We start from the raw sequence: 26,944 nt of genomic DNA, 5'->3' as shown, positions 1-26,944 counted from the left end.
GCAGTAGAAATAAGCAGTTGACCAGTACAATTGCTTATTTTGCTTTTTAAACATCTGTAAAAATTCAATGCCATCTGACTTTTCCCTACTTTGATAAGCAAAATTTGCGCTCTGATTTTTAAGATAATTAATTTTCAACCTTTTCAAACCTTATAAAAGAACTCAGCTCTCGCGTGATATAGTTATATCACCGAAAAATCATGATTAAGTGCCTATATGTGACTTAGGCAATCCCCCACCTTGCGCGGACACTTTGTTATATCTACGCATATTTATGACAAACAACTAATCTTCGTTATTTATGTACCCTTTCTGTGAAGAAAGCGTTATCATATGGTTGATGAATCGATTTGTCAAAATTCGTTTACTGAAAAGTGGAGGTCGAATCATGAAGAAGCTTTTAACATGGCTGTTCTTACTCTCAGCATCCTTGTTTTTTGCTCATCCAGTTAATGCGGATGCTGACACCACAGCTAATTCCGAAGTCTTTGCGTCCATTTACCAGCAAGGTGTAAGCAAAGGTATTCTTACCGAAAGCAACAGTTCCGAAGCAGAGTTCGTAAAATACTGTAGTACAGAAGCATTTCCGATGTATCTGAAATACGTTGAAGTGGATCCCGGAACTTCTTTTGAACAATATGTCGCTGATGAAAACTATTTTGTTTCATATAATCCAAATAATGATCATCCCGACACTATTTCTGCTGACAATTCACAAAGCAAAGGGAAGGGCTATTCCATCTTTTCATCATTTATCGCAGCAAAAAGTGGGTATAGCATGAAAGCTGGAGATATCTTAGTTTGTCATGGAACAGATATCACTGGTGTTTTTGCAGGACACGCCGCCTTTGCGACTTCAGCCAACTATATTTTGGAAATGCCCGGACCTGGGCAGACTGTTGCGCACCCAAGCAAAGAATCGTTTTTCAAAAAACATACTGGTAATGGCAAGTACGTCGATGTATACCGCATCAAAAAGCATCCACACTATGCAGATGCAGCTTCCACCTATGCTTACCGGCATTTGTACAAAAATCCTAAAGATCGGCCAAAATATGGATTTAGATATGATCTATACAACATGACCGAAAGCTATTGTTCAAAATATGTTTACTACGCTTACTATAAAGTTTTGCCAAAGGGCGCAATCAAGACTTATAATAAGCCACATATCGTCCACCCATTTACTTTTGTCGGTAATTTTCAAGGTGACTTCAAAGCAAGTTACATTCATCAGATTACCAGTTGGAAGTGATCTACCATGACAAACACAGAAAAAATTCTTTCAACAATTATTAAAGCGGTCAATTGCTTGATGTTTCTGGTCGAGGCAGTTCTAAGCTGGCTCATGGGAGCAGAGCAGATCACATTTCAAACTAATCTAAAAGAGCTTGAGGTCGGCTGGTCATTCATCTTGATTTCAGTCGCACTCGTATTGGCAGCTGTACTTATTTGGACAAGAAAGTTCTCAGTCCTCTTCTGGATCACTGAAATTGTCCTAGTTGCCGGATTCATTGCCTTGACTTCTTTACGGGTAATGAATACTGGTACGGCTTTTGACGTACTCGGACCTGCAGCAATTCTCGCCATCATGCGTTACAGCAAATTCGTTAAGCCGTACCTAGGACCGATTTCAGTTGTCATTCTCAACTTAGTCTACATTTATCTTTCAACCGTTCCTTACGACTGGTATGTTAATTACTGGTTTACGAAGTAAAAAAACTAATCATCCAACAATAACAAAACTGAGCTCACATCAATATGAGCTCAGTTTTTCTATATTCAGCTAAAAATATCCCGCTACTTCTGCATCCCCTGCAATAAGGCAAAGAGGGCACCATAGAGGTTGGTATCGTTTCTGAACTTGGCCGCCACGATTTCCGGCGGAATTACCTGCTGACCCAAAATTGGGTTGTCCTTCAGGATTTCTCCGAACTGCCGGCGGATCTCCGCAATCAAGATCTCCTGGGCGCTGATCCCGCCGCCGATGACCACCTTTTCCCCGTTGATCACGGTCTGCAGGTTCAAAATCATCACGGCTACATCCAGGCAGTACTGGCGGAAGATCTTGCCTGCCTCTTCATTGCCGGACTTGATGGCTGCAAAAGCCGCCAAACCGTCATCAAGGTCTTCATTGCCCAGCTCCTGGTTGACCTTTTCCACCATTCTGACGGCTGAGCAGCGGACACCAGTATAGGCAGCCATTTCCTTAAGCCCTGCCCCCTGATTCGTGATCATCCAGCTGAGTTCCCCGGCCTGGAAGCTGCTCCCGTGCAGAAGCTTGCCGCCAACGACGATCCCGCCGCCAACGCCAGTACCCAAGGTGATCACCGCCCCGGTGTCAACTCCCTTGAGTTCACCCAGCCACTGCTCGCACAAGGCCGCTGCCTTGCCGTCATTTTCCGCGCTGACCGGAACCCCGTATCTGGCGCCCAAGGTCTCTTTCAGATTCAAGCCGTCCAAAAAGGTCAAAGCCCCGCCATAGTAGATGATCATTTTCTCCGTGTCGATCTTCCCCGGCGCGCAGACCGCGATCCCGGCAAACTTGCCCTTGTACTGGTCACCGACTTCATATAAAGATGCTACAAAGTCGTCCAAGTTGTCCGCGCTTGGCCGCTTCCCCTTCTCCAGCAGCTGCCCTTCATTATCCATCAAGGCGTACTTCACGTTAGTTCCGCCAATGTCAAAAACTAAGTATTGCGTCATTTTTTACCCTCACCTCTAAAAAAAGCATCTATAAGCATTATTATAAGCGCTTACAGCAGCTGCTGCCATGTAAAAAATCGACCAAAAAAAGGCTAGCATTAAGCTGGCCTTTAACAGTAGTATGATCGCAAAAAATGCTTTGATTAGTGGTGAGAAGCACCGCTAGTTGCTTCTGGTTCAGCTGGCTTTTCTTCTTCCTTAGCAGCTGCTGCCTTGGTTGAAGGACCAGTCTTAGCGTCTGGGTCAGAGTTGCGGCGGTAAGTTGCACCAGTTGCAGCATCTGGGTCAACAACCAGCTTCTGGCCAGTTGATTCGCAGAAGTACTTCACAAATGGGTAAATGTCTTGAACCCATTCGTAGATACCCATGTAGTTGCCTTCTTCGTCTTCTACCCGCTTGTAGTAGTGCAAAACGAGTTCAGTCAAGTTACCAGTTGGCACTGGCATCCAAACTGAATCATGGCCGCCTTCCTTGGTCCGCAGAGCGTGAACAACCTTCTTGGCAGTTGGGATAACGTCACGGATGTCTGGGTGAACTGCGCCCATAGTGTCCCCGACTTGGTCAGGCGTACGACCAGCCTTCATCTTGTAGTTAGGGTCTTGTGGACGGTTGTACCACAGGAATTGGTTGTTGTCATCCACGTAAGTCATTTCACCGAAAGTGTTGCGGAGCATCCAGTTGATTTGGTTAACCGTCAGCAAACCTGAGTCCAGCTTAACGTAGTCATCGCCTTCAGCAGCGTTAACCTTGGCAGCTGCCTTGTCCAGCCATTCAGGGTCGTTCTTTTCCAAGCCGTCAACCGTATAGCGGCTGTGGCCAGTTGCTTCAAAATCTTCCTTCAAGTATTCTTCAGGCTTCATGTCCTGCAGCCATTTTGGTTCTGCCATAATTCAATCTCCTTAAGTTCTTGCAACAAACTATTTTCTTTGTTTTCTTACTTACACTCTCTATTGTATCTTGTAAGCACTTACTTTGCAAGAGCAATATATCATATTTACTATATGCGCAAAAATAGATATTTTACTTTTACTAAATCAAAAAGCTTTTTAACATATATTTTACTGTATAAGCGCAAACAAAAAGCCAGCTTAGGCTGGCTTAACTTTGTCTAAAACAATAATTTGGTCGAACATAGCCTTTTCCACATCCGAAATCTTATGGGCGACTTCAATTACCGCTACCTTCGGGTTGCCCAATAAGGTCTCATGGATTTCCAAAGACAGGCGGGGGTCCAGGGCGCTGGTGGCTTCGTCAGCCAGCAGGATCGGCCGGCCAGACAAGAGAGCCCGGGCAATTTCCACCCGCTGGATCTGCCCGCCGGAAAGGTTGTTGCCATTCTCCCCGACTGGATAGTCCAGGCCGTTTTCCTGGATCAGGTCATCCAGGCCCGCTTCATGGCAGGCCATGAGCAGCTCTTCTTCATCTACCTGCCGGCCCAAGGTCACGTTAAAGCGGAGGGTGTCGTCAAACATAAATGGCTTCTGGTTGACGTAGGAGTAGAAGTTGTGGGCCTTGTACCAGTCCCCCGTTACTTCTTCGCCGTTGATCAAAATTTCCCCGTGGCTTGGCTTGTAGATCCCCAGCATGAGGCGCAAGAGGGTGGTCTTACCCCAGCCAGATGGTGCCATCAAGAGAATTTTTTCCCCAGGCTTAACCTTGATGTTCACGTGTGCAAAAATCTGCCGCTTGCTGTGCTTGGTCACATAAGCCACGTCCTTGATTTCCATGCCGTCGAAGTGGTCAACCGGGTAATTATCGTCTTTTTGCACGTAGTTGAGGGCCCGCTGGGTTCTCTGCCACATCGGCACCGTGGACTTGACCTGGTTAAACTCATTAAACAGGGTCACCACCGGGCTGATGAAGTTGATGGCCAAGTCGACCATCATGACCAAGGTCCCGACCGCCAGCCGCCCCTGCATCATCATGATCCCGCCGATCGTGCAGGGAATGATGAAGCAGAAAAGTTCAGCCGCTGAGTAGATCAATTCCAGGGCCCAGGCCTGGGTCAAGGTCATGTTCCGAAGAGCGGTTTCCATGTCCCCGGCAGCCCCCACCGCCCGCTTGACGATATTAGTGCGGACGTTGTAGAGCCGGGCTGACTGGGCCCCGTTCAAGCTGTCTGACACGTACTGGGTGTAGACGGCATTCTTCTGCGTCCAGATCCGGGACTTCCTGGTGATGATCTTGCTGGTAATCATCTGCACGCCGGCCGGAGCCAGAGTCGCCACGATAAAGACCAGGGTCATTTCCCAGGAGTTATAAAAGGCAAAGGCCAAAGAGCCAACGAAGGTCAAACTTTGGTAGATAATGTCCAGCTGAGCCGTGACCCGGTTGGTTTCGATCTGCTTTAAGTCGTTGGTCATGAAACTCAGCCCGTCCTTAGTGTCCAGGCTGTTTTGGTCGATCAGGTAGCGGAGGTTGGCCTCTTTCAAGGTCATGTTCACGCTTCTGATAATGTTCATTTTGGTCGTTTCATAGAAGAAATTGCTGGCCATGAACAAAAGCTGGCCCCCTGCCGTCAAGGCCGCGAAGCCGACCAGGCGGCCGTAATCAGCCTTGCCGGAAGAGGCAATGTTCAGCATGACCTTGAGCATGTAGGCCACGAACAAAACATTGCAGGCCTTGATGGCGGCCAGGAAGCTGAACAGGGCTACCTGGCTTTTCCGTGCGTATTTGAGACTCATTGGATAATCCCTCTCTTTCATAAACATTATAGCAATCTTTCCTATTTTTGCCGCCAGCATTGATATAATTAAGATAATCCTAAGAAAGTAAAATCTTGCTAAAGTCTGATTCTTGGCAAAGCGTGACAATTTTTTAAAAAAGAGAAAAAGACCGAAAAAATAGCAGGAAAAACAAAGAATAAAAACTAGAAAGAAACGAGAAGACAAAATAAATGAAATTAGTTGAACTGCATACCAAAGCCGACCAATTATCCGGCAGCTACTATCTGGGCTACCTGGTCTACCAAAGCGCGGACGCGACCACCCTCATCAGCCTGGACGACGACGCCAATGCCGGCGGGGTCTTGATCATCAATAACCAGGACATCTTGGCCAGCGTCGACGAATCCCCCAGCCTGGCCTACTGCCAGCGCCTGATCGATGAAGGCAAGTCAACCGACCCCTTCTCCCTCATGCCCCTCAACCAGGAGCTCCTGAGGACGCCTTTGACCAGCCTTAGCGCGGCCAGCCAAGCCGCACTGGAGAAGGACCTGGTCGTCAATATCACCTTAACCAGCGGGATCGTCTACACCGGCATTATCGCCTTAGCCGGTCCAACCGAAATCCAGCTGAAGCAGATCGGGGACGACTACGAGCTGGACCCTCTCTGCCTGGTCATCCCCCTGTCTGCCATCTCCAGCCTGGAATTAAACGCTCCTTTAAACAAGCTCTGGAAAAAGTACCAGGCGGTTAAAGAGCAGTTTGCCGGCCAAAATCCTTACGGCTTAGTTGAACTTTACCTGGACTGGCTGGATGACGCCCGCTTTGGCAGCTGCCTTTTGGGCCGGGTCCTGGACCAAAGTGACCAGTACCTCCTTTTTGAAAGCTTGAACGACTACGGGCAATTAGAATCCATCTGCCTGGTCAACAGAGAAGACGTGATCCACGAAACAGTAAATTCAGCAGCCATCGACTTCTCCAGCTTCCTGGTGGCTTACAGCCAGGAAAAGGGAATTTTTGACCCGGGTCACTTGGGCAAACTGGCCCAGTCCTTAGACCATGTCCCGACTGCCCGGGAAGTGATTGAAAAAGCCGGCAAGCAATTGGTCAGCGTGGACGACTACGAATTAGCCGGGGAAAACCTGGGCTACGTGACGGCGGTAAACGAAGCAGGTTTCACCATTGAGGACCCGGAAAGCGGGCAGGAAGTCAGCCACCTTTTTGAAAATGTCTGCGCCTTGGACTTGGCCAGCACCGAGCTGGAAAAAATGCGGGAATTCCTGGCGGCCCAAAACCAGTAGGCAAATAAGGCTTATAATAGATAAAGGCATATATGAACTAGATAGTTATAGTTAGGAGATTTTTCCAATGAAACAAGGAACGACGATTTTGACTTTGGACAATGGCTACCATCTTTGGACCAACACCCAAGGGACAGGCGACATCCATCTGCTCTGCCTGCACGGAGGCCCGGGCGGCAACCACGAATACTGGGAAGACACGGCTGAACAATTAAAGAAGCAGGGCTTGAACGTCCAGGTCCACATGTACGACCAGCTGGGCTCCCTTTACTCTGACCAGCCGGACTACAGCGACCCAAAGATCGCGGACAAGTACCTGACTTACGAATACTTCCTGGACGAAGTTGAAGAAGTCCGGCAAAAGCTGGGTATCGATAACTTCTACTTGATCGGGCAAAGCTGGGGCGGACTTTTGGTCCAGGAATACGCGGTTAAGTACGGTGACCACTTGAAGGGGGCCATCATCTCCTCCATGGTTGACGATATCGACGAATACGTGGCCGCGGTCAACCGCCGCCGGCAAGAAGTCCTGCCGCAGACCGAAATCGACTTCATGCACGAATGCGAAGCCAAGAACGATTACGCCAACCAGCGCTACCAAGACGACGTGCAGATTCTGAACATCAACTTTGTTGACCGCAAGCAGCCTTCCAAGCTCTACCACCTGGGCAACCTGGGCGGCACGGCTGTCTACAACGCCTTCCAGGGCGACAACGAATTCGTCATCACGGGCAAATTGAAGGACTGGCACTTCAGAAGCGAACTGCCAAAGATCAAGGTGCCAACCCTGCTGACTTTTGGCGAAGTGGAAACCATGCCCCTGGAAACGGCCAGAACCATGCAGAAGCTGATTCCTAACTCCCGCCTGGTCACTACTCCTGACGGCGGCCACCACCACATGGTCGACAACCCGGATGTCTACTACAAGCACCTGGCTGACTTCATCAAGGAAGTCGAAGCCGGCACTTTCCAAGGCGAATAAGATTATGAAGTCCTCATTTTTGAGGGCTTTTTTTGTAAAAGAAAGCTTAACCTTTGGTAAAAGATCCAAGTTGTAAAAAGCATCTGCCTTTAGCTTTTAGCCATTTTCAAGTAAAATAGGCTAAGACTAATTAGAAGCATTTAGGAGGCAAAAATTTGACAATCGGTAAAGAACTACAGAAACAGCGCCGCGCCAAGCAGCTCAGCCTGGAAGCCGTTAGTCAAACCCTGCGGGTCGACCAGGCGACTCTGCAGAAGATTGAAGCCGATGATTTTCAAGGCTTAAACCCGGTCCTGGTCAGAAGTTGCATCCGGCAATACGCCAGCCTGCTGGGCCTGGACGGGGCAAAGCTGCTCGACCAGTTTACTGAGCCAGCTGACGCCGGCAAGGACATCCCTGCTGCCAGCGCCCAAGCCGCTAAGCCAGCCAGTCCAGTTAAAGAGAAGGTAACTGAAGTCCGGGCCGCTAATCCGGCGCCAGTTAAGGAGGCCAGCAAGGCCAAGGAAATTTTGGACAAGAGCAAGGTGCCGCATGGCTTCAAGGCAATTTTTAAATTCTTTGACGCCATCAACTTGGACAAGCTCTTAAAGATCGGGATCTGGGTCATCTTGGGCCTGGCCGTGGTCGGGTCCGTAGCTGGCGGCTTCGGCGCCCTGGCTTCTAAGGCTACCAGCATTTCCCGCTCATCCAGCTCTTCCAGTTCCTCGTCATCATCATCTTCTTCATCTAAGCCGGAGCAAGATGATTCCGCTAAGTCTGATGAAAACAAGCCAAGCCATGATGACCAGCAGAGCCAGCCGAGCCAAAGCCAAAGTGAAGAAAAGCAGGCAAGTTCTTCCAGCCAGGAAGAGAGCCAGGCCAGCTCTTCCAGTGAAGCCAGCTCCTCTAGTTCCGCGGCCAGCTCATCTAGCCAGGAAGAAAGCAGCCAGGAAGCTTCCTCTAGCAGCCAGTCAAGCACGGACACGACGACTGATACAAACGAATAAAGTGCATGCAAAAAAGCGCCCGGGTAACCGGACGCTTTTTATGTCTGTTATTTTTGGCCTTAAGCCCGGCCCTTGTAAGTCCCTTCCAGGGTGTTGATGACCAGTTCGTCGCCTTCGTTGATGAAGTCCGGTACAGTGACAACCAGGCCAGTTTCCATCGTAGCTGGCTTGCCGCCGGAAGCAGCGGTTGCCCCCTTGATGCCTGGCTGGGTTTCTACAACCTTCATGTTAACAGTTGATGGCAATTGCACGGCCAAAAGTTCCCCGTCTTCAGTGAATTCCAGGATAACTTCGATATTTGGCATCAGGTACTTGACGTCGTCACCCAGTTGATCGCCGGAAATCGCGTATTGTTCGTAGGTTTCCGTGTCCATGAAGTTGTAGCTGTCGCCTTCAGCGTACAGGTATTGGGCGTTCTTCTTGACGACTTCGACCAGCTCGATCTTTTCACTTGGCCGCATGGTCTTGTGGATCACGCTACCGGCCCGGACGTCACGCAGGTCCATTTGCATAACGGTGTTGCCCTTGCCTGGCTTGTGGTGGTTAGCCGCCATAACCAGCATCAGCTTTCCGCCATCGTCAAAAATCATGCCTTTTTTCAATTCAATTGCTTGCATAAAAAAATCTCCCTAATAAATTTTTTATCACTGTTCTTCATTATACCATTGACTTAAAAACCGCGAAGGTAAATTTTGTCAATCAAGTGCCCTTCAACCTTATGCAGGATCAAGTTGGCCCGCTCCTTGGTCGGGGCGATGTACTGACGGAGGTTGACTAAGTTGACCATCTGCCAGGTTTCTTCCGCCAGGCGCAGGGCCTCGTCTTCCGGCCCGTTGGCCAGCTTGTAGTAGAAGTTGCTTGGATCATTCTTCTTCATCTTCATGATCTTCTTGAAGCGCTGCATGTACCACTTTTCAATCAAGTCTTCGTCAGCATCAATATAAATTGAAAAGTCAAAAAAGTCGCTGGTCACCAGCTGGCCGCTTTCCGGCAGCTGCAGGGTGTTGATCCCTTCAATGATCAAGATGTCGGGCTTTTCCACATGGCCATAGCGGCCCGGGACGATGTCACTTAATTCCTGGGAATACAGGGGATAAACGACGTCATTTTTCCCGCTGACCACGTCCTGGAGGAAGTCTCTGAGCATCTGCATGTTGTAGCTTTCCGGAAAACCCTTCCTGGGCATCAGCTTCCGCTTCTCCAGCTCCTGGTTGGGGTAAATGAAACCGTCAGTAGTCATCATTTGGGTCTTCAAGTCCGGGTAATACCGGGTCAAAAGCAGCTGCAAAAGGCGGGCAGTCGTGGACTTACCCACGGCAACTGAGCCGGAAATGCCGATAATATAAGGCACCTTGCTTTCCGGCAGCTGCAAAAATTCAGCCTTCTTAGCGGCTGTCGCCTGCTTGGCTTGGTAGGCCAGGTAGATATAGTTCAGCAGGGTCTGGTAGATTTCATCGACGTCCTTGACGTCCAGCTGGTCGCCCAAAGACTTGACCTTGGCCAGCTCTTCACTGGTCACCGCCAGCTCAGTCTTGGGGGTTAAAGCCGCCCAGGCCTGCCGGCTGAATTCAGTATAGTTTCGCATCTTTTTACTTGTCCTTTTCTCATTCTTTATCTATTATAGTAGAAAAAGCAGGAGAAACTGGCAAATGCCAGCTTCATTTTTCGAAGAAATGGGTGAATCAAATGAAGAAAGTCGTGCTTTTTGGCGATTCAATTTTTAACGCGTATGACGGGCAAAAGGATACCGACCGTTTGACTAAGGCCTTGGCCAAGCGGCTGGGAGACGCTTACGAGGTTGTGAACATCTCAGTCAGCGGTGCCTGCGCCCAGGACGTCCTGCCCAGAGTCGGCAGCTTGCCGGCCTGCGACATTTTGGTCGTAGAGTACGGGACCAACGATGCTGCCAGCTGGGGCTGCAGCGCCTATGACTACCAGGAGGGCCTAGAAAGCTTGATCAAGCAGGCCCAGAAGGTAACCGGGGCCAGCGACACCCTGGTTCTGGCTCCGTCCATGCCGGATTTGACAAAGCCGGAAATGGCCGCGGCCTACGACTTGGAGAAGCTGGACGAGTACGTCGACATCGCGCAAAGAGACGCCGGCAAGACCAACTCCTTCTTCTTTGACCTGACCCATAAGATGGAAAAGCTGAAGGACCTGCCTTCCTTCATGATCGCAGACGGCCTCCACTACAGCGAAAAAGGAATTTCCTGGCTGGCCGATGTTTTGGCTGACCAAATCAATAAGATGGCATAGGAAAAGCGCTCGCTTGCTCGGGCGCTTTTTTTGCCGCTTAAACGGAATAATTGACCGCTTAGCCTTGACCTCTTTCATTTTGTCTTAATTTTCCCCATAATAAGAGCTGAAAGGGGGAAAGAAAATTGCAGGTAAAGTTTTCACAAGATGACCAGCTGGCTGAGGGCCAGATCATCATCAAGGCCAAGGAGCTGACACCTGAAATCGCGGCGGCCCTGGCTCTTTTAGAAGAGCAATTAACCAGGAAAATCACCGGCTACAAGGACAATTCAGAAGTCATCCTGCCCCTGGCCGACATCCTCTTCTTTGAAACTAGCGACCGCCATGTCTGGGCCCATGACAGAGACAGCAGCTACCTGGTCAAGCAGACCCTGAAGCAGCTGGAAGCCAGCCTGCCAGCTGACTTTGACCGGGCCTCCAAAAGTGCCCTGGTCAACTGCCGGCAGGTCAGCGCCGTCAAGCGGTCAATTACCGGCTGCGAATTAGCCTTTACTGCTTCTTACAAGAAGGTTTTCGTCTCCCGCCGCTACTATCAAACGCTAATCAGCCATTTGCACGAAATGAGGTAAGCACAATGAACAAGAACAGAAAAACCGCGGTCAGATGGGGCTTGATCTTAATCGCCCTGGCCCTCCTCTTGCTGCTGAGCCAGATTTTTCCCCAGGCCTTTGCTATTTTTAACATCTTCAATCTCAGCTGGGGGCAGGTCTTCTGGATCCTGCTTTTAGCCTGGATCACCTGGGGCAGCTTTAAACACCGGGGCATATTCATCGGGATTTTTGCCAGCGGCTTGATCGTCAAAATCATCAGCCAGGCCTACCAGCTCTTTAACTGGACCGGCTACATGTACCTGGCCCTCTTCCTGATTGCTCTGGGCGGCCAGCTCTTAGCCGGTGAAAAAATGCAGGTCAATGTGACAGTTGGCAAGTGGGACGATGACGGTGATGATGACAGCAATTTCAGCTACAGTGAATCTGCCGGCAAAAATGGGGAAAAAGTCGCGATCGACTCAGTCTTCTCCAAATCCGTCCGCTACATTCACAACCAAGAGCTGCACAAGCTGGACGTCTCCACCGTCATGGGGACGACCAGCCTTTACTTGGACCAGGCCAAGCTCAAAGACGGCCAGGCCAAGCTGGATTTAGATGCGGTCTTCTCTAAAGTTGACCTCTATATCCCCAGCGGCTGGCGGGTCCAAGCCGACGCCAGCCCGGTCTTCTCCCGCTTTTCCGCCCTCAACCCCAGTGACCTGGCCCTTGCTGCCCCGCTTTTAAAAATTGATGCTGACCTGGTCTTCAGCCAAGTTACCATCCACCGAGTCTAAAAAACTGTTCAGTTCCTTATTTAATAAGGCTGAACAGTTTTTCTTTTATTCTATTTTGCTCTAATCAACCTTGCCCAAGTAATTTGACTTTTGTCCGAACCACTTCTGGTTGATCTTGGTCAAAGTCCCGTCGGCCTGCAGCTCCGCCAGGGCCTGGTTGATCTTCTTTTTCAAGGTCTTGTCGCCCTTCCGCATCCCTACCGCGAACAGGTCCTCTGGCACCTCTTTATTCAAGATGACCTGGTAAGACTTTGAGTCTGCCTCGTGCTTAATGTAGTATTCCGCGTAGGTTTCATCCAGGAGGATCCCCTTGATTCTGCCGGCGTTGAGGTCCAGGAAGGCTGACGGAATAGTGTCGTAAAGGACCTTGCTCTTCGGCTTAATGACCTTTTGGCTGCCATCCAGCCAGATCTGGGCGGTTGACCCGCTCTGGGCCCCGATCGCCTGCCCTTTCATCTGGGCAAAAGACTTGATCCCGCTGGACTTCTTCACGACCAAAACCTGCCGGTTGCGCAAATAGCTGCGGCTGAAGGCAACTTTTTTCTTCCGCTGGCTGGTCACGCTGTAGCCGTTCCAAAGAACGTCAATCGTCCCGTTTCTCAGCTCCGTTTCCTTCATGGACCAGTCGATGGTCTGGAAGTCCGCCTTAAGGCCCAGCTTCCTGCACACGGCCTTGGCTAAGTCGACGTCGTAGCCGACCAGCTGCCCGTCTTTTTGCCGGAAGTCCATGGGAACGAAGGTGTCATCCAAGCCGATCACCAGGCTGCCCCGCTTTTTAATCTTAGCCCAGGTGTCTTTTTGGTTGGCTTCTTTAGTTAAATTGCTGCAGGCTGTTGTCAAAAAGCAGGACAAGACCAGGCCCAGCAGCAGGATTCTCTTAAACCATTTCATCTGCCCGTCACTATCCTTCCAGCGGCTTAACTTCCAGGACCTGGTCGGCCACCTTTTTGGCAAAGTCCATGTCGTGGGTGATGATCAATTGGGTCAGGCCCGATTCCTTCAAGCTCAAGATGAGGTCGGCCACCTGGTCCCGCAAGGCCGGGTCCAAAGCACTGGTCGGTTCATCGTAGCAGAGCATCTTCGGCTGCATGGCCAAAGCCCGGGCGATGGCTACCCGCTGCTTCTGCCCGCCGGAGAGCTGGTAAGGGTAAAGGCCGCCCTTATCCGCCATCTGCAGCTTCGCCAAAAGCTCCTTGGCCTTGGCTTCCGCTGTTGCCTTGTCTTCTTTCAAAGCCAGCTGGGGAGCCAAAGTGATGTTTTCCAAAACTGACATGTTTGGGAAAAGGTTGAAGTCCTGGAAGACCACGCCCACGGCGCCCCGCTCTTCTTGACTAAGCTCGTATTTTTCCCCGTCCAGGCTCATGCTGCCCGCGTCAGCTGTTTCAAGGCCGGCCACGATCCTGAGCAGGGTCGTCTTCCCGGCCCCGGAAGGACCAACCACCGTGAGGATCTCCCCGTCCTTCAGGCTGAAGTTCATATTTTGCAAAATCTGCCGGTTGCCAAAAGACTTGGCTAAGTTTTTTACTTCAAGCATGTTTCGTCCTCCTATCTGTAGTATGAGTAGTGCTTTTCCAGCTGCCGCAAAAGCAAAGTGCACAGGCCGATCAAAAGCAGGTAGATCAAGGCTACCAAAACCAGCGGCACTAAAGTCACGTCCCGGGCCGTAGCCAGGTTGCCGGCTCTGAGCAAGTCGCCCAAACCGATCACGTAGACCAGGGAGGAGTCCTTGACCAGGTTGATCACTTCATTGCCGATTGAAGGCAGGACGATTTTTATTACCTGGGGAATAACGATCTTTCTAAGGGTCTGCCCGTAAGTCAATTGCAGGACCTTGGCTGCCTCAAACTGTCCCCGGTCGATGGCCTGGTTGCCGCCCCGGAAGATTTCAGCGAAGTAGGCCGTGTAGTTTAAGACAAAGGCCACCAAAGCCGCCATATAGCGGGGGAAGGTCAAGCCAACAATTGGCAGGCCATAGAAAACAAAGATCAGCTGCAGCAAAAGCGGCGTCCCCCGCATCAGCCAAACGTAGAAGTTGAGCAGCCACTTCAATGGGGCAAAGCGGCTGCTTAAGCCGAAGGAGACCAGGATCCCCAAAGGCAGGGAGAAGATCAAAGTTTCAAAAAAGATTTGCAAGGTCATCCCCGCCCCGCTGAAAAGGGAGGGAAGTATTTCCATAACGTATTTCATTCGTTTTACCCGCTTCCTAGAAAAAAGAAAATAAAAAAGTCCTCCCGGCCCCGAAGGGCCAAGAGGACGCGTCAGCGTGATTCCACCTCGTGTTCACCGGTCCCTCGCGGCAACCGGCCTCACCAGCTTGAAAAAGCCTTCAAGCTGCAGCGGTAACGGGCTGACCCGGAAGGAGCTACTAAGCCTTCACCCCTCCTGCTCACAGACGTGTGTTCAGCCAGCCCTCGCTCCCCTTTCCACCAGCGGGAAGTCTCTATCTGTCTAGGCAGGCCTACTTCTTCTGTTCATCGCGTGAAATATAACCGACTCTAAGTCTGTTTTTAGTAATATTAAACTAATATTAAAAAGCCGTCAAGCTTTTCTTTTACTTTTTTGCAAAAGTTGCTTCGTTAGTTGGCAAAAGCGGACTCTTTTCACCAGCGTAAACCAGGTCCAGCTTGTACATGGCCCGGGAAGCGATCGTGTAGACCAGCTGGGTCTCGTCTTCTTCGTGGTAGGTCGCTTTAGAGGCATCCCACATGATTACGGCGTCAAATTCCAGCCCCTTGGCCAGGTAGGACGGCAAGACCAGGTTCCCTTCCACCAGGCGCTGGTTGGCACTGGAGATAAGGTGGACCCCTTCAAGCTGGTCAGCCAGCTTTTTGGCCGCCTCCAGGTCCTTGGTGATGATGGCAGTCGTCAGCTTTTGGGCGTCATTTTCCGCTAAAGCTGCTTTCAAAGCCGCTAAAGCTTCTGCTTCATCACTTCTGCCCCAGACTTGCGGCAAAGGCCCCTGCCGGTTGAAGCTTTCGATTTTTTCACCATGGCGGAGGATCTGCTTGGTATAATCAGTCAGCTGCTTGGTTGACCGGTAGGACTTGGTCAACTGAACCACCTTGGTCTTTTCCGGGTCAAAGAGGCCGGAGATCTGCTTTAAGAGGCTGCTGCTCTCGTCCTTGGTAAAAATCGCCTGGTTCAAGTCGCCCAGCATGGTGAACTTGGCCCGGGGGAAGTTGTAACGGAGATAGGCCAGCTGGAAGGCTGAGTAGTCCTGGATTTCGTCGATAAAGCAGTAGCGCATCTCCAGGTTAGTCTGGCGGGCAATGATCTGGTCGTAAAGGTAAAGATAGGCTGAAGCATCCCGGAGGTCAATTTCCTGGTCTTTGAACTTAGCCTTAACTTCTTCAACATGGGCCAGCCATTCTTCTTCACTGATCCCGTACTTGGCCAGGTCCGTCATCTTCGGCACAGCCCGCAAAAAGGCCAGGTACTGGCCCCGCAGGTTCAAGAAGCCATTGTGGTTGATCCGGCGGGCGACTTTAGCCAGGTGCTTGATAACGATCTTTTTGCCCAGGAAGGCCCGTTCCGCCTTTTCTGAAGAGAATTCCTGGTCCGGCCGGTCGTACATGTCCAGCATCTGCTCGTGGCTGAGCCCTTCGATTTCCCGGCTGACCCAGACCTTGCGGGCTTCACTGGCCACCCGCTTGTTCAAGCGGCGGATCAGTTCCTCGCGGGTGGCGTCAATCCGGTTGCCCAGCTTGTAGTTTTCATTGAAGGAGTAGTAGAGCTCCTTGATTTCTTCCTTGCTGAAAAACGGCTTCTTTTTGGTCCGGAAATAGATATTGCGGAAGATCATGCCGGACTTGTTTAAGTGCTGGCCATAGCGGGTAGCCAGCTTGTAGAAGGCCAGCGAATCCTTGAAGCGGCCGATGGCCGTATCAGCCTGCCGGTCTTCAAACTGGTCAAAGAGGTTCTGCACCTTCATCTTCGGCAAGCGGCGGGCGATGAACTGCCAGTAGGTCATCTGGACCATGTTCTGCTCGCCCATTTCCGGCAGGACGTTTTCGATATAGTCGTTAAAGAGCTGGTTGGGACTGAACATGATCACGTTCCCGCTCTTGAGGTTGCCCCGGTAGCGGTACAAGAGGAAGGCGATCCGCTGCAGGATGGCACTGGTCTTGCCAGACCCCGCTGCCCCTTGGACAAAGAGCAGGTCGCTGGTCGTATCCCGGATGATCTTGTTTTGCTCCTTTTGGATGGTCTTGACGATGGACTTCATCTGGATGGAGGACTTTTCTGACAAAACTTCCATCAGCATCTGGTCGCCGATGGTTTCGTCAGTGTCAAACATGTTGATGATGGTCCCGTCTTCAATCATGAACTGCCGCTTCTTGCTCATGTCGACTTCAATCGGGCCTTCAGGTGAGTAGTAGGTTACCTTGCCGATCTTGCCATCGTAGTAGATTGAGGAGATCGGGGCCCGCCAGTCATAGATCAAAAGCTCATTGTGCTCGTCCATGAAGGAGGCCAGGCCGATATAGATGCTTTCCGGCTCTTCGCCAGCCTCCTCAAAGTCGACCCGGGCGAAGTAAGGATGGACATGCAGCCGCTTTAAAGTGGCCAGTTCGCGGGCGTTGACCTGCCAGGCATTGTCGCGTTCTTTGAGCATTTGCTGCTGCTGCTGAATCGACAGGGCCGTGTCCATTGAGGTCGAGTAGTCGTCAAAGTCCAGGCGAATATCATCATAGAAGTGGGCGCTGATGTTGCGGGCTTCGGCCTTGTCTTTGGCGATAGCCTGCTTGAGCTGGTCCCCCTTTTGATCAATCTTTTGCAGGACCTGGTCCAGGTGGGCTTGTTCTGCTTTGCGGTCTGAGTTTTCTACCATGTGAAATATGCACCTTTTCTAAAAAATAAACTCCAACAGCTTTTCTTTGAAAAAACTTGCCTAATATTCTACCATTTTTCAGCTTAAAACTAAAGCCAGACCTCCTTAGGAAAAGCTTAAGCAGTTTCAGCGGCCTTTTTGCTAGGAAAAAGAGCTGGCAAATCTTATAATAATTAACACAAAGGAGAAAATTGATGCGACGATTTTTTAATTTCATCAAGAACCTGCTCATCTTAGCGATCATGGCCGCGGCCGTGGTCAACTACCATGAGCAAATCCAGACTTTCCTGCTGGAAGCAGCGGGCACGGCCAGCACTTATCTGGAGCAGAAAGGCTTAAAGAGCAAGACTCTGGACTTAAGCGGCGGCATCGTCACGGAAAGCAATAAGAAGGTCACCAAGAACACGACCGGCTACCGCTGGCCAAAGGCGACGGCCAAGGTCTACATCGGGGTCAAGCAAACCGACCTCTACAACGCCACGGTCAATGCCATGGCAGCCTGGAACCAGACGGGGGCTTTTACCTTTAAACAGACCAAAAACAAGAAGAACGCCCAGATCGTGGTCATGGCCAACTCCAAGAACAACGGGGCAGCGGGCCTGACCACCTACAAGTACCTCAGCCATACCAACCGGCTCTACTCAGCCCAGGTGGCTCTGAACACTTACTATCTGGAAAACGACTATTACAACTACACGCAGGCTAGAATCGTCAACACGGTTGAACACGAATTAGGCCACGCGATCGGCTTGGACCACCGGACCGGGGTTACCGTCATGTACCCGACCGGATCCATCTACACAATCCAGCCAAAGGACATTAAGCTGGTTAAGAAGATTTACAAGAGCAAGTCATAAGGCAAGTTAGAAAATGAAACGGATTTATCTGGTTAGACACGGGAAAACTTTTATCAACAAGTACAACAAGATGCAGGGCTGGTGCGATACCCCCTTGACCGATGAAGGCCGGGAAGGCGCAGAAAAGGCCGCTGAGGCCTTGCAGGAGCTGCCTTTGGACATTGCCCTGTCTAGCAACACTTTGCGGGCCAGCGAGACCTGCGAAATCATCATGGAGAAGAACTGCAACAGGGACCTGCTCCAGCACCTGGCCTACCCTTACTTCAGAGAGCACTTCTACGGCTACTTTGAGGGGATGGACAATGACGTGGCCTGGCGGATGGTCGGCGCGGCCCACGGCTTTACTAACGCCACTGGTTTAGCGGAAAACGCGACTTGCGACCAGATCGCTGACTGGACTAAGGAAGCTGACCCCTACCATGATGCTGAAGACAGCAAGGAATTTTGGGCCCGCTGGCAGAAAGGCTTTGACCTAATCCAGCAATTGGACGGAGCAGAAAATATCCTGCTGGTCAGCCACGGTTTTGCGATCAAGACCCTGGCCCAGAGATTCGCGGTGGACGGAATCGACACGACTGTCCACCCGAGAAATTCATCAATTTCGACTTTAGTGATGGATGAAGCTGGCAATTTGCAGATGACCAGTTACAACAAATTGCAGCTGTAATTTTTACCAGATTTTTACGGGCAAAAGGCTTGCAAGTTAGCAGAGAGCTACTATAATATGAGCCGGCAAGAGAAAAAGCAAGATTCCAGTTTAAGGATGGAGCGCAATTAAATATATGAGAACGAAGATTTTTGGTCACCGCGGTTATCCAGCCAAGTTCCCGGAGAATTCCCTGGAGGGCTTTGACTACTGCATGCAGCACGGAGCTGAGGGGATCGAATTCGATGTCCACTTAACCCGCGATGGGGTGCCGGTGATCATGCATGATGAGAACATCAAACGGACCACCAATGGCAAGGGCTTGATCAAGGATTTCACCTTGGCACAGCTCGACCAGTTCCACCTGGCCAATGGTGAGCGGATTCCCCGTTTAAAGGACCTCTTCCAGTTGACTGAAGAATCTGGCTATGAAGGCCAGCTGAATTTGGAGATGAAGACCAATAAGTTCGATTATCCAGACTTGCCGGAGAAGATTTTTGCCCTGGCGGACCAGTTCAAGTTCAAGCAGGAGATCATCTACTCCTCCTTCAATTTGCAGACGCTGATCCACGCGCAGAAGATCCGGCCGGAGGGAAACTACAATTTCCTGACGAACAAGCGCCTCAAGGACCCGGCAGCTTTTGTCAAGGAGCACGGCTTTAAAGGGATTCACCCCAAGCGCTTGCTCGACACGGACACGCCGGAGCGGATTTGGACGGTGGACAGTCCCCTGCGGGCCAAGAAGATTATTGAGTACGGCGCGGCCGGCTTTTTCACCAACAAGTTCGAAGATATGATGGCCCTGCGCAAGCGGGTAGCAAACTATTAACAAGAATATAATGAGGGAGTTGCCTTAGCGGGCAGCTCTTTTTTGCGCGGTGTAACATAAGGATATTGCTATATCAAGCGTTGTATCCGGTTCCAGTGAGTGGTAGAATCAACTTGTCCAATATGTGTTAATGAATTAAGGAATGTGTAATTATGAAGAAAATTTCGAAAAATGTTCTGCTCGTGTCATCCGTTGGTTTAGCTGGGTCTGCATTCGCGGTTACTAATACCCACCCGGTATTTGCGGCAAGCAATGCTAGCAAGAAAACTACTGTGGCTAACGACCAAGCCAAGGTTAAGAGTGCGCAAAAGAGCGTTGACCAAACGCAAAGCAAGTTAACCCAAGTGCAAAATAATTTGAATACTGCTAACAAAGATCTGGCTCAAAAAGAGACTGAATTGGCAAACGCTAAAAGCACTGCCGAAGCTGCTAATAGTAAGGTGGCAGCTCCGAATAAGAGCAACGATGAGGCTCAGTCTGCCCTCAAACAAGCCCAAGCGGCTACTGATTCTGCAAACAGCGACTACCAAAACGCTGTTAAGGACAGTACCGACAAGCAAAAAGACTTGACCGATTCACAAAACAAAGTAACCAATCTTGAAAAGCAACTTACTGATGGCGAAAAGAATAATAACGACATCAAGCAAAAAGTCACTGAAAAGAACAATAAGATCAGCGACAACCAGAAAACTTTATCTGGCTTGCAACAAGAAAAGAGCGAATCTGACGCTAAGCTTGCATCCGCGCAAAGCGATCTTGCCGAAATGAAGCAAAAGGCTGATAGTGCCTCACAAGCTTTGCAAGCAGCCAAAAAAGATTTAAGTTCCGCAACCAACACTAATGAAAGCTTAACTCTTCCGCAAAGCTACATTGATTACGTTACTGGCAAGTCAACTGACTGGGATACTGCCAAGAAAGACCTGCAAGATGTAGTAAACAACCACACTTATCCATTTACTGATGGAGACGAAAATGATACTGTTTACGACGATCCTGCCGCCTTATCCGAAAGTGATCAAAAACGTCTGGATTTCTACGTGAAGAGCTTGATTGATTCCGTCAAGTCTCAAGTTGGATCAACCAGCAAGCTGACCATTACTGACGGTTCACTTGAGTTCGCTAAGCGTTACACGCAAGAGTACCAAAACAGCAACTATGTCTTCAGAAAATACAACGCAATCAAGTCAGCTTCAAGCATCATGGGGCTTGATGAGTATGCTGTTACTGGATATGACATTGCTGCCAACAGACAGGTTACTAGCCGGTCCATTTCGATTATCAATGGGTACATCTACAACTCATATGAATTCGGAACAACAAAGATGAGTGAAATTGCCAAGGCTGCTTTTGACTTGGTAACACAAGAACTGGCTAATCCAACTGATTACAACAACATCATTAACAACAATGGTTACTTCTCAGTTGCCGTAACCACTCAAGACGACAAATTCTACGTCTGCCTTTTGACGATCAACCCGGCTAACGTTCCAAGCCACTTTAACACTAACGAAGTTGTCAAGCCGAGCCAAGATGAGCTTGCTACTGCTGTTCAAAAGGCTCAAGCTGATTCAGATCAGGCCAACAAGGATATAGAAAGTGCACAAAGCACTTTTGATCAAGCCCAAGCTGAAAATCAAAAGCTTGGCCAAGAAATCAGCGATTTGCAAAAGAAGATTAGTGACGGTCAAAGTTCTGTCTCATCCTTGCAGAAACAGCTTACTGATACGGCAAAGCTTCAATCACAGATCAAAGAAACTAAGAACTCGTTGCCAGCAAAGCAAGCGGCTCTGCAAGCTGCGAATGAGAAAGTTCAAACTACTCAAAGCAAGCTGAATGACTGCAAGACTGCATTAGCCGCTGCTCAGAAAGAAGCAGCAAATACCCAAAGCAACTTGGATAAGGTAAAGGCTGACGCAAGCAGCGCACAACAAAAGCTCCAAACTGCTCAAAAGGCCTACGATGAAGCAAAGAAGAACCAAGAAAAGCTGACTGCGTCGGTTGCATCCCTCACCAAGAAGCTGGCCTATGAAAAGAAACAATTAGCACATGCCAAGGCAGTCTTAGCCCTTGCCCAAAGCAAGAAGGCTACTACTAAGAAGAAGTCAACAAAGAAATCAACGAAGAAAGCTACTACTAAGAAGACTACCAATAAGAAATCCACTAAGAAGTCAACCAAGAAGACCACTAAGAAGAAGGTCGCCAAGAAGGTAAAGAAGGCCAAGAAAGTAGTTGTCGCAAGCAGCAAGTTTACTAGCTTGAAGGGCAGCAAGAAGGCTTTTGTCGGCAAATGGAAGAAGGCTAAGTCCGTTTCCGGCTACCAAGTTCGCTACAGTACGGCTTCCTCAATGAAGAAGGCCAAGACTAAGAGCACCAAGGTAACCAAGCTTAAGGTTTCCGGCTTGAAGAGCAAGAAGAAGTACTACGTACAACTCCGCTCCTACCGCAAGCTCTCCGGCAAGACCTACTACTCAGCCTGGACAAAAGCAAAGACTGTCAAAACTCGTTAATCTAAGAATCAAACCTGATTCCAAACAAAAACTATCCCATATGGGATAGTTTTTTCTTTATCGTATACTTTATTCTTAAAAATCAGCGATAACCTCGCCTAATGTCCAAAGTGAGATAATTCCAGCCACGGCTTCCTGCCCATCTCTGTAGATGTATCCTTCCATGACTGTTGTGGTCATATTGTAAGTGTCCGTGATAATCTCAAATTCAGCATCCGGGTACTTTTCCAAATACTCTTGCAAGTTATATCTTACGCCCGAAAATTCCCCATTTTCCATCCCCTTGTCAAAAACTAAGGCATGGCATTCTTCCAAATCGATATCCGTGAACGTTAACTTTGCCGGGTAAAACTTCTCGGAATCTTTGTGGTACTCATACACTTGATCTAAATGCAAAGTGAGATTGCCATCGTTAACTTCCATTTTTACAATCCGGCTGTCATGCAAGTCAAACGGAATATTGCTGACCGTCTTCTTTATCAGTTTCATAGCTTCTCCTATAGTTTATCCCTGTTTTTCTAGTTATTAACGATAGCGCTCATCGACTCAATCAAGCCCGCGTCATTCAAGGTAACCTTGTCCGCACCATTTTTAATCATATCCGCAACAGCGTCATCATTCTGGTAAACCGTCCAGATTCCATAGTCCACGCCATACTTACGAGCCGCAAGAATATCATCAAGCGTTGTCGTATCCTTATTGCGGTCAGCGCCAGCCTTTAAGTGGGACAGGAAAATGTAGTCGTTATCGGTCAAATGGCGGTTGTAAATCCCCATCATGGCAATTTCTTCGCCACCCGGAATCACGTTTCTGACTTCTTCCAACTCACCAATATTAAAGGAAATCAAGGTCGTCTGCTTCTGCATCCCCACTTCGTTAATTTCCTTAACCACCTCTTTCAAGGCTTCCATATTGTTGATGTTCTTCAACTCCAAAAAAGCTTCCTTGCCATACTTCTTACAGATGTCTAAGTACTGACGCAAAGTTGGCACACGAAGATCTTCATAAACCTTATCCTTATCGACGCCATCCAACACACCCTTGATCTTGTAGTTTTCCACCTGGTCAAAAGGAATATCGTTGATGTTCTTGCTGTAGTTTGGATCATCCGCGCTGATATTGGTCGTCCGGGCCAAAGTATTATCGTGCATGATAACCAGCTTGTTGTCTGACGTATTAACCACGTCGGTTTCAATCCCCCAAATTCCAGCTTCCTCGCCAGCCTTTTCAAAAGCCAGGGTCGTGTTTTCCGGATACTTAGTGCTATAGCCCCGGTGGGCAATAAACTTGACTGCCGCCTTAGCCAGGCCAGAAGTACTCTGCGTCTTTACATCAACATTTTCCATCCGGACCAGCTTGGCAATATCAGCAATCTCGCTCTCTTCAATTGCCGCCTGATTGCTCTTTCTCACCATAATTAGGTACTTGTAACCCGGGTCCAGGATAATCCCCTGCTTTGACCAGTTGGCCTGCACGCCAACATAACTTGGCTTTTCACCATCTGTGTACTTAAGGGCCTTGATCTGGTAGTCAAAATAATTGTCCAAAGCCAGATACTTAGTTTGGTCAGCCTTGATATAGTCAACCGTCGTCAGCTCATTTTTGCTTTGGTAAAAATTCCCCGCGCTATCCAGGCCCCACAAGCCCAAGTCTCTTTCTGGCTTCTCACTTGCCGGCTGCTTGCGGTACTGGGCGTATAAAGTAACATCCTTTAAGGCATAGCTAGCCCCCAGATCATACTTTTCGCCGCTCCCATCCGCTTGAGTGTTAAAGGAATCGAGAACGTAGCCAGGTTTACTGAAGCCTGTCTCTGGCAAGGTGATTTTGTCGCCTTCCAATTCATGCAGGGTAATATTTGTCCCAAAGCCCTGGTTGGCGTCAATTTGAATAGTGTAATTTTCCAGCTTGCGGTACTGGGCCCACAAGGTCGTGCTCTTCTTAAAAGTGTAGGCCTTACCGAGCCGGTACTTCTTCCCCTCTCCGTTTGTGGCAACGGTATAGTTTAAGAACTTGTAGTCTTCCCGGTCAAAGCCAGTCTTTGGCAGAGTAACTTTCTTGCCTAAGGTGAAAATCTTCTTTTGCTGGCGACCAGACCCGTCATTGGAGGCAAAAGTCAGCGTTCCCTTAGCTGCAGTAACTTTAACCATGCAGGCGTAGCTCTTTTTGCCATTTTTAGCAGTAATCTTGGCTGTCCCGGCCTTGACGGCCTTGACCTTGCCCTTAGAAGATACTGTCGCTACCTTCTTGCTGGAACTTCTCCATGCCGTCTTTTTCTTGCTGTTCTTCAGATACAAGCGGGCTGTTTTTCCCTGCAGCAGACTCAGCTTTTTCTTATTTATAGAAACCTTAGCTTTTTTGCCTTTCTTGGCCTTCTTACTCTTCTTAACCTGCCGGGCGGCGTGCACTGGCTGCAGCGGCTCCAGCGGCTGCCCAATCCCAAAAGTCAGCAGGATAGCTGAGGCCAGCAGCAACTTTTTGATATCTTTCCGTTTCTTCAAAAAAATTCACTCCATTTTCTTTTCCTGTATATTAGATTAACATCTCTATTCTAGCGTATTTTTGCTAAATAAAACAAAAAGCCAATGAACAAATCGCCTTTTGTCCATTGGTAAAAATAGCTCTTAACTTGTTTTTAGCAGCTTATGCCAACCTATCGATAAAATGGTCAATCTGCAAGAAATATTCTACTAATTCCCGGTGCTTCTGCCCTTCTTTTTCATAGTAGTCCTGTAGATCAGCCAAATCCATCTGCTCCATCAGCTTAGATGCCGTCTTATCCTTGCTCCAGCTTTGGTGGCGCTGCTGCATCAAGTCATACATGTGCTGCTTAACATCTTCGTATGGCGCAAAGACATGTGTCTTCTTGCCCTCTTTAAAGACCAGGTAGTTCTCAATCTCCCGCTTAAAAGTCGCGTGAATATGTGCCTGCATCCCTGGATATTTTGCCCTGATCCGGTGCAAGTGCCGCTGGCTCTGCTTAGCTTCATCCGTCCCCTTGTCTGAGTCGATCAAGATGAACCAAGGCTCATTCAGTTTAGAAAAAAGGTCAAAATTCAGCCAGGCCAGCAGACTGCCGCATCCCCCGACCGGCAGGATAAAAAGCCCTTTTTCAGCAAAAGTCGCGTCCACCAGCTTTTCTTCATACATCCACTGGTTGATCTTGGTCACGAAACGGACGTCTTCCTGCCCTTCGACCAAGAGAACGCAGCGGGACTTGACCGCCCGCTGGTCAGCCGCCAGGCCCAAGCTGCTAGACGCTTCCGCCAAGATCTGGCTGTCACTCAAAAGCTGCTGCTGACCGGCAACCTTCTTGATGATCTTGGTCCCTTCTAAAGGCAGAAGACCCATCAAGTGCGGCGTGCGCGGAATCAAGATGACCTGTTTGTTCTTAGCGACCAGTTTAAGCAGGGCCGGGGCCAGCAAAGATTCATCTTCTTCTAACAAGTCATTTGCTTCAAAGGCATAGACCACGTTGTCGATGCTGGCATTTTCACTTTGGGCCAAAAGAAAGGCCAGAATAATCCGGCTGACCTTAGCCGTCCCGGTCACTCCGACCTTTTCCCGCTGCTTGATTAGTTCAGCCAGGTTGGGATCCTGGAAGACAAACTGGGGAGCTGATTCACCCAAGTCCCGGTAGTTGGCCAGAAGCTGGGAGAGACTGCGGCCCAGGCGGTCGTCCAGGTAATCCTGAATTTCCTTAATTTCCGCTGCCTTGTCGCGAATAGCGCTGCGGACCACGAAGTTCAAGGGGCTGGCCGCCTTTGACTCTTCATCAAAAAAGACATACAGGGGCATGCTGGCTGAAAGTTGCCGGTAGCGGCCCCGATTCTGGTCCGTAACTGGCTGAAAGTCCCCGCCTTCTTCCGCGAAGCTGTCGCTTTCTTCCAAATATTGCTTAAGATCAAAGGACTTTTTAATGGCAAAATTATCGAAATAGCAAGTGATGGCGATCTGCCAGTCCCCGTCTTTGAGGGCTTTCTCATTTAAATCCTGCGGCTTCAAAGGCCGCTTGGCCAAAGGGCCGTTGAAAAAGATGTCCAGAGCCCGCAGGATAGTCTTCTTGCCTACTTCCCCTTCGCCCAAGAGACTGGTTAGGGGAGCGAATTTCAGCTTAAAATTGCGATAACCGCGAAAGTTATGCAGCTCAACCGCGCGCAGCAACATAATTTGCTCCTTAATTGGCTTCGTCGCCGTGTCTTTGCCGGTAGTCCTTCCGGCTCATCTTAACCTTCGGTACCTTTTCAGTTGGGTTGGCCAGTTGCCGGCTGACCCGGTCCAAACGGGCAGCTTCTGCTTCCCCCTTGGCTTCAGCTTCCGCGTGTTCCCGGGCCTTGCGAAGTTTTCTGGCCTGGATGTCCCGCATCCACAAGGTCGGCATGATCGCTACGGCTCCTAAGAAGGCACCCATGGTGTTGGCGATCATGTCGTTAACATCATAAATCCCCAGCCCTGTCATCCTCTGGAAATGTTCAATAAACCAGGACAAGCAGAAGGCCATAAATGTGGTGATCATAATGCTGTGCAGCCACTTGGACCAGGATGGAATAATGTAGCCCAAGGGCACGAAGAGCAAAACATTCATCAAAAAGCCGTAGCGGCCACCATAGTTTGAGCTGGCAAAGACTTTCTTCAGCCCCCACTTCCAAAAGGCCGGGTCTTCCAAAACCTCTGAGCTAGCGGCCATTTGGGCCGGATGCTGCCAGTAGTAGACAGCAGCCGTCAGCATTCTTGAGGCAAACACATAGTAGATCAAAGCACAGCCATAGACAACCGTCACTACCAGCCGCAAAAATGAGTTACCCGTGCGGACTGCCCAGTAGCCTGCCAAAACACAGGCGCCAATGACCATAAAGCGAATCAGCAAAGCCAGTTCATGATACATTCTTTTTCACTTCCCCTTACGAATTCCTTTCTACATATTTTATACCAATCATTTAGCGACCACAAAATTTTGAAAACAATCAAACTAAAATAAAGATGATTTTTCTTCTCCATTCAGTCTTCAAATGTCTTATAATATTTTTAGCAAATGTTGTTAACTAATATATTGTGAAAT

25 protein-coding genes are annotated in these 26,944 nt (G+C 49.4%); 12 read left to right on the top strand and 13 right to left on the bottom strand.

The genetic code is table 11. The annotated features are described in order from the left end of the window. The first annotated feature begins 388 nt into the window (after window positions 1-388). Together ACLUXO_RS08890 and ACLUXO_RS08885 are read left to right on the top strand one after the other, a co-directional pair. Window positions 389-1,255 (top strand): hypothetical protein, encoded by an 867-nt coding sequence (locus ACLUXO_RS08890; protein ID WP_412137252.1) that lies wholly within the window; start codon window positions 389-391, stop codon window positions 1,253-1,255. Window positions 1,256-1,261: 6 nt separating this feature from the next. After that, the gene (locus tag ACLUXO_RS08885) at window positions 1,262-1,717 is read left to right on the top strand and encodes a hypothetical protein (protein WP_412137251.1); all 456 of its coding nucleotides are present in this window, start codon (window positions 1,262-1,264) and stop codon (window positions 1,715-1,717) included. 83 nt (window positions 1,718-1,800) lie between these two features. On the opposite strand, the gene ACLUXO_RS08880 is transcribed toward ACLUXO_RS08885, so the two are convergent. The 3 genes from ACLUXO_RS08880 to ACLUXO_RS08870 all read right to left on the bottom strand — a co-directional run bounded on the left by ACLUXO_RS08880 (window position 1,801) and on the right by ACLUXO_RS08870 (window position 5,390). Further along, complete coding sequence (locus tag ACLUXO_RS08880; RefSeq protein WP_412137250.1) at window positions 1,801-2,706, bottom strand: ROK family protein; 906 nt, start codon at window positions 2,704-2,706, stop codon at window positions 1,801-1,803. A 143-nt stretch (window positions 2,707-2,849) separates the two neighbouring features. Beyond that, window positions 2,850-3,593, bottom strand: coding sequence for a PAS domain-containing protein (locus tag ACLUXO_RS08875; protein WP_412137249.1), 744 nt, complete (start codon window positions 3,591-3,593; stop codon window positions 2,850-2,852). 201 nt (window positions 3,594-3,794) lie between these two features. Further along, a complete protein-coding gene (locus ACLUXO_RS08870; RefSeq protein ID WP_412137248.1) occupies window positions 3,795-5,390 on the bottom strand; it encodes an ABC transporter ATP-binding protein in 1,596 nt (531 codons plus the stop codon). A gap of 212 nt (window positions 5,391-5,602) precedes the next feature. Here ACLUXO_RS08870 and ACLUXO_RS08865 point away from each other — a divergent pair, with 212 nt between their 5' ends. The 3 genes from ACLUXO_RS08865 to ACLUXO_RS08855 all read left to right on the top strand — a co-directional run bounded on the left by ACLUXO_RS08865 (window position 5,603) and on the right by ACLUXO_RS08855 (window position 8,638). Then, window positions 5,603-6,670 carry a hypothetical protein gene (locus tag ACLUXO_RS08865; RefSeq protein ID WP_412137247.1) on the top strand — a complete coding sequence of 356 codons (1,068 nt, stop codon included), beginning with the start codon at window positions 5,603-5,605 and terminating at the stop codon, window positions 6,668-6,670. A 67-nt stretch (window positions 6,671-6,737) separates the two neighbouring features. Next, the gene (locus ACLUXO_RS08860; RefSeq protein WP_191669536.1) at window positions 6,738-7,652 is read left to right on the top strand and encodes a proline-specific peptidase family protein; all 915 of its coding nucleotides are present in this window, start codon (window positions 6,738-6,740) and stop codon (window positions 7,650-7,652) included. 155 nt (window positions 7,653-7,807) lie between these two features. Continuing rightward, window positions 7,808-8,638 (top strand): helix-turn-helix domain-containing protein, encoded by an 831-nt coding sequence (locus ACLUXO_RS08855; RefSeq protein WP_412137246.1) that lies wholly within the window; start codon window positions 7,808-7,810, stop codon window positions 8,636-8,638. A 59-nt stretch (window positions 8,639-8,697) separates the two neighbouring features. Here ACLUXO_RS08855 and efp read toward each other — a convergent pair whose 3' ends face one another. Both efp and coaA read right to left on the bottom strand, forming a co-directional pair. Further along, window positions 8,698-9,255 (bottom strand): elongation factor P, encoded by a 558-nt coding sequence (efp, locus tag ACLUXO_RS08850; RefSeq protein ID WP_002879354.1) that lies wholly within the window; start codon window positions 9,253-9,255, stop codon window positions 8,698-8,700. Between the two features lie 53 nt (window positions 9,256-9,308). Continuing rightward, complete coding sequence (gene coaA / locus ACLUXO_RS08845) at window positions 9,309-10,223, bottom strand: type I pantothenate kinase (protein ID WP_412137245.1); 915 nt, start codon at window positions 10,221-10,223, stop codon at window positions 9,309-9,311. A 101-nt stretch (window positions 10,224-10,324) separates the two neighbouring features. Here coaA and ACLUXO_RS08840 point away from each other — a divergent pair, with 101 nt between their 5' ends. The 3 genes from ACLUXO_RS08840 (at window position 10,325) to ACLUXO_RS08830 (ending at window position 12,218) form a co-directional block, all read left to right on the top strand. Beyond that, on the top strand, window positions 10,325-10,894 hold the full coding sequence (locus ACLUXO_RS08840; RefSeq protein ID WP_412137244.1) for an SGNH/GDSL hydrolase family protein: 570 nt from the start codon (window positions 10,325-10,327) through the stop codon (window positions 10,892-10,894). Window positions 10,895-11,019: 125 nt separating this feature from the next. Then, window positions 11,020-11,463: a LytTR family DNA-binding domain-containing protein gene (locus tag ACLUXO_RS08835; RefSeq protein WP_412137243.1), complete on the top strand. Its 444-nt coding sequence runs from the start codon at window positions 11,020-11,022 to the stop codon at window positions 11,461-11,463. Window positions 11,464-11,468: 5 nt separating this feature from the next. Then, a complete protein-coding gene (locus ACLUXO_RS08830; RefSeq protein WP_412137242.1) occupies window positions 11,469-12,218 on the top strand; it encodes a hypothetical protein in 750 nt (249 codons plus the stop codon). Window positions 12,219-12,278: 60 nt separating this feature from the next. Here the strand turns inward: ACLUXO_RS08830 and ACLUXO_RS08825 are convergent, their stop codons facing one another. The 4 genes from ACLUXO_RS08825 to helD form a co-directional block, all read right to left on the bottom strand. Next, window positions 12,279-13,109 (bottom strand): amino acid ABC transporter substrate-binding protein, encoded by an 831-nt coding sequence (locus ACLUXO_RS08825; protein WP_412137241.1) that lies wholly within the window; start codon window positions 13,107-13,109, stop codon window positions 12,279-12,281. A 10-nt stretch (window positions 13,110-13,119) separates the two neighbouring features. Beyond that, entirely contained in the window at window positions 13,120-13,752 is a 633-nt protein-coding gene (locus tag ACLUXO_RS08820; protein WP_138463572.1) for an amino acid ABC transporter ATP-binding protein, read from the bottom strand. A gap of 11 nt (window positions 13,753-13,763) precedes the next feature. After that, a complete protein-coding gene (locus tag ACLUXO_RS08815; protein WP_003612130.1) occupies window positions 13,764-14,405 on the bottom strand; it encodes an amino acid ABC transporter permease in 642 nt (213 codons plus the stop codon). 364 nt (window positions 14,406-14,769) lie between these two features. After that, entirely contained in the window at window positions 14,770-17,049 is a 2,280-nt protein-coding gene (helD, locus tag ACLUXO_RS08810; RefSeq protein ID WP_412137240.1) for an RNA polymerase recycling motor HelD, read from the bottom strand. A 194-nt stretch (window positions 17,050-17,243) separates the two neighbouring features. Between helD and ACLUXO_RS08805 the strand changes: the two genes are divergently transcribed. From ACLUXO_RS08805 to ACLUXO_RS08790, 4 genes are all read left to right on the top strand, one after another. Continuing rightward, on the top strand, window positions 17,244-17,906 hold the full coding sequence (locus ACLUXO_RS08805; RefSeq protein WP_412137239.1) for a matrixin family metalloprotease: 663 nt from the start codon (window positions 17,244-17,246) through the stop codon (window positions 17,904-17,906). A 13-nt stretch (window positions 17,907-17,919) separates the two neighbouring features. Then, entirely contained in the window at window positions 17,920-18,573 is a 654-nt protein-coding gene (locus ACLUXO_RS08800) for a histidine phosphatase family protein (protein WP_412137238.1), read from the top strand. Between the two features lie 115 nt (window positions 18,574-18,688). Next, window positions 18,689-19,381: a glycerophosphodiester phosphodiesterase gene (locus ACLUXO_RS08795; protein WP_412137237.1), complete on the top strand. Its 693-nt coding sequence runs from the start codon at window positions 18,689-18,691 to the stop codon at window positions 19,379-19,381. 152 nt (window positions 19,382-19,533) lie between these two features. After that, window positions 19,534-21,888, top strand: a complete 2,355-nt coding sequence (locus ACLUXO_RS08790; RefSeq protein WP_412137236.1) for an SEC10/PgrA surface exclusion domain-containing protein — start codon at window positions 19,534-19,536, stop codon at window positions 21,886-21,888. 75 nt (window positions 21,889-21,963) lie between these two features. On the opposite strand, the gene ACLUXO_RS08785 is transcribed toward ACLUXO_RS08790, so the two are convergent. The 4 genes from ACLUXO_RS08785 to ACLUXO_RS08770 form a co-directional block, all read right to left on the bottom strand. Next, window positions 21,964-22,377: a hypothetical protein gene (locus ACLUXO_RS08785; protein WP_412137235.1), complete on the bottom strand. Its 414-nt coding sequence runs from the start codon at window positions 22,375-22,377 to the stop codon at window positions 21,964-21,966. A 29-nt stretch (window positions 22,378-22,406) separates the two neighbouring features. After that, complete coding sequence (locus ACLUXO_RS08780; protein WP_412137234.1) at window positions 22,407-24,386, bottom strand: glycerophosphodiester phosphodiesterase family protein; 1,980 nt, start codon at window positions 24,384-24,386, stop codon at window positions 22,407-22,409. Window positions 24,387-24,528: 142 nt separating this feature from the next. Continuing rightward, complete coding sequence (locus ACLUXO_RS08775) at window positions 24,529-26,052, bottom strand: ATP-dependent nuclease (RefSeq protein WP_412137233.1); 1,524 nt, start codon at window positions 26,050-26,052, stop codon at window positions 24,529-24,531. Window positions 26,053-26,062: 10 nt separating this feature from the next. Further along, on the bottom strand, window positions 26,063-26,770 hold the full coding sequence (locus ACLUXO_RS08770; RefSeq protein WP_412137232.1) for a VanZ family protein: 708 nt from the start codon (window positions 26,768-26,770) through the stop codon (window positions 26,063-26,065). Window positions 26,771-26,944: the final 174 nt, after the last annotated feature.

This window comes from Lactobacillus delbrueckii subsp. bulgaricus, from assembly GCF_046938665.1.
Taxonomy (GTDB): domain Bacteria; phylum Bacillota; class Bacilli; order Lactobacillales; family Lactobacillaceae; genus Lactobacillus; species Lactobacillus delbrueckii_C.
This window is presented reverse-complemented; position numbering and strand designations above follow the sequence as displayed.

What these genes read in the sequence shown, in the direction of transcription:
- ACLUXO_RS08890 (WP_412137252.1), top strand. Translation starts at nt 389, where the DNA reads ATGAAGAAGCTTTTAACATGGCTGTTCTTACTCTCAGCATCCTTGTTT.
- ACLUXO_RS08885 (WP_412137251.1), top strand. Translation starts at nt 1,262, where the DNA reads ATGACAAACACAGAAAAAATTCTTTCAACAATTATTAAAGCGGTCAAT.
- ACLUXO_RS08880 (WP_412137250.1), bottom strand. Translation starts at nt 2,706, where the DNA reads ATGACGCAATACTTAGTTTTTGACATTGGCGGAACTAACGTGAAGTAC.
- ACLUXO_RS08875 (WP_412137249.1), bottom strand. Translation starts at nt 3,593, where the DNA reads ATGGCAGAACCAAAATGGCTGCAGGACATGAAGCCTGAAGAATACTTG.
- ACLUXO_RS08870 (WP_412137248.1), bottom strand. Translation starts at nt 5,390, where the DNA reads ATGAGTCTCAAATACGCACGGAAAAGCCAGGTAGCCCTGTTCAGCTTC.
- ACLUXO_RS08865 (WP_412137247.1), top strand. Translation starts at nt 5,603, where the DNA reads ATGAAATTAGTTGAACTGCATACCAAAGCCGACCAATTATCCGGCAGC.
- ACLUXO_RS08860 (WP_191669536.1), top strand. Translation starts at nt 6,738, where the DNA reads ATGAAACAAGGAACGACGATTTTGACTTTGGACAATGGCTACCATCTT.
- efp (WP_002879354.1), bottom strand. Translation starts at nt 9,255, where the DNA reads ATGCAAGCAATTGAATTGAAAAAAGGCATGATTTTTGACGATGGCGGA.
- coaA (WP_412137245.1), bottom strand. Translation starts at nt 10,223, where the DNA reads ATGCGAAACTATACTGAATTCAGCCGGCAGGCCTGGGCGGCTTTAACC.
- ACLUXO_RS08840 (WP_412137244.1), top strand. Translation starts at nt 10,325, where the DNA reads ATGAAGAAAGTCGTGCTTTTTGGCGATTCAATTTTTAACGCGTATGAC.
- ACLUXO_RS08830 (WP_412137242.1), top strand. Translation starts at nt 11,469, where the DNA reads ATGAACAAGAACAGAAAAACCGCGGTCAGATGGGGCTTGATCTTAATC.
- ACLUXO_RS08825 (WP_412137241.1), bottom strand. Translation starts at nt 13,109, where the DNA reads ATGAAATGGTTTAAGAGAATCCTGCTGCTGGGCCTGGTCTTGTCCTGC.
- ACLUXO_RS08820 (WP_138463572.1), bottom strand. Translation starts at nt 13,752, where the DNA reads ATGCTTGAAGTAAAAAACTTAGCCAAGTCTTTTGGCAACCGGCAGATT.
- ACLUXO_RS08815 (WP_003612130.1), bottom strand. Translation starts at nt 14,405, where the DNA reads ATGAAATACGTTATGGAAATACTTCCCTCCCTTTTCAGCGGGGCGGGG.
- helD (WP_412137240.1), bottom strand. Translation starts at nt 17,049, where the DNA reads ATGGTAGAAAACTCAGACCGCAAAGCAGAACAAGCCCACCTGGACCAG.
- ACLUXO_RS08805 (WP_412137239.1), top strand. Translation starts at nt 17,244, where the DNA reads ATGCGACGATTTTTTAATTTCATCAAGAACCTGCTCATCTTAGCGATC.
- ACLUXO_RS08800 (WP_412137238.1), top strand. Translation starts at nt 17,920, where the DNA reads ATGAAACGGATTTATCTGGTTAGACACGGGAAAACTTTTATCAACAAG.
- ACLUXO_RS08795 (WP_412137237.1), top strand. Translation starts at nt 18,689, where the DNA reads ATGAGAACGAAGATTTTTGGTCACCGCGGTTATCCAGCCAAGTTCCCG.
- ACLUXO_RS08790 (WP_412137236.1), top strand. Translation starts at nt 19,534, where the DNA reads ATGAAGAAAATTTCGAAAAATGTTCTGCTCGTGTCATCCGTTGGTTTA.
- ACLUXO_RS08785 (WP_412137235.1), bottom strand. Translation starts at nt 22,377, where the DNA reads ATGAAACTGATAAAGAAGACGGTCAGCAATATTCCGTTTGACTTGCAT.
- ACLUXO_RS08775 (WP_412137233.1), bottom strand. Translation starts at nt 26,052, where the DNA reads ATGTTGCTGCGCGCGGTTGAGCTGCATAACTTTCGCGGTTATCGCAAT.
- ACLUXO_RS08770 (WP_412137232.1), bottom strand. Translation starts at nt 26,770, where the DNA reads ATGTATCATGAACTGGCTTTGCTGATTCGCTTTATGGTCATTGGCGCC.